The 1,446-nt window shown below is 41.4% G+C and carries 1 protein-coding gene; it reads left to right on the top strand.

What is annotated here, in order from left to right:
* Nucleotides 1-436 precede the first annotated feature (436 nt).
* The coding region (locus tag R7O12_RS24720) for a cache and HAMP domain-containing protein (RefSeq protein ID WP_318126694.1) at nt 437-1,446 on the top strand (1,010 nt) is incomplete at its 3' end.

The raw sequence follows: 1,446 nt of genomic DNA, 5'->3' as shown, positions 1-1,446 counted from the left end.
TACACAAAGGCTCCGCTCTGTCGGGGCCTTTTTTACAACCAAAATTTGGCTTACTTCCCCACTTAACTTCGTCTCTCAACGTAAACTCTATAATTTACAAAGAAAAAACCTCTATAAACGCTTATTTATAATACATAAAACTTTACTAAACTCCTCAATCAAACCTGTTAGCAACAGTACTCTTTAAGCAATTCCTTTCATTATGACGCTTTCATTAAGATGGCTCACTAATCAGATCAAACTCACGAGTTTTAACTCAAATCACCGTTTTGTTTAATTTTAGTTAAAAAAGACAACAAATGGATTCATGTTTTTGATAAAAATGTCGATAAGAAAGTAATCAAACACAACAGGTTTCTTTTTCTGCCGAATTCACCCGAACCAAAAAAGAGGTGGAAGCAGAAGAAAACTATCCGGGAGACTTAGAGGAAAACTCATGAAATTCAGACATAAGGTTGTCACCGCCTCTTCAATTTTGCTGCTAATTACTGTGTCGCTACTATCGACGCAACAAGTTATGACGATTCGTTCTCAAACTCAGGAGCACATCAATTCAAGCGTTAAAGAGATTTTGACCAGCGTGAGCAACACCGTTCAATCTGAAATGAACGCGAAGAAAGATCTCGCACGCTCGATCACAGAGATTATTGAACTATCGCCAAACGACCGCACATACGTAAAAGACATTCTTGAGAAGCCAACTCCGAAATCAAGCTTCCTAGCGATTGGTTTTGGTTACGAAAGTAATGGCTTCGTGATTGAAAACGACGACGGTTGGGATGCAGGGCCTGATTATGATCCTCGCCAACGCCCTTGGTTTATCGCAGCCAAAAACAAAGGCGATTTGGTGGTTACCGACCCTTATGTTGATGCATCATCTAAGAATGTGATCATCTCTGTTGGTACGCCAGTAAAACAAAACGGCCAGTTCTTAGCTGGCATGTTTTACGACCTAGAGCTAACTACCCTTTCCGACCTAGTTAACCAAGTGAACCTATTTGATGCTGGTTACTTGTTCTTAGTCACTGACGATGGCACGACGATTGCGCACCCGCAAAGTAAGTACAACGGTGAAAAGCTCAATAGCTACCTACCGCAAGTTGACTTAAATAAGGCGACTCAACACATCGAAGTTGATAACAATCCTTACATGGTTAGCCTTACTCATATCCCAAGTGAGAACTGGTACGTGGGTGCAATCATTGATGAAACGGCAGCTTACTCAGTGGTTGGAGAGCTACGTAATAGCGCGATCATTTACTCAATCATCGCTGTACTTGCTTCAGTTATCGCATTAACACTTCTGATCAGAACCCTAATGCGCCCGCTAGATACACTAAACACGGCAATTAAAGACGTCGCATCTGGCAAAGGTGATTTAACGCAACGCCTAGAAACTGACACCGATCAGGAGTTTTCTGATCTAGCGAAAAACTTCAACACCTT

It is taken from the genome of Vibrio sp. Vb1574 (assembly GCF_033338675.1).
The sequence above is the reverse complement of the archived record's forward strand: the minus strand, read 5'-3'. Positions and strand labels throughout refer to the sequence as shown.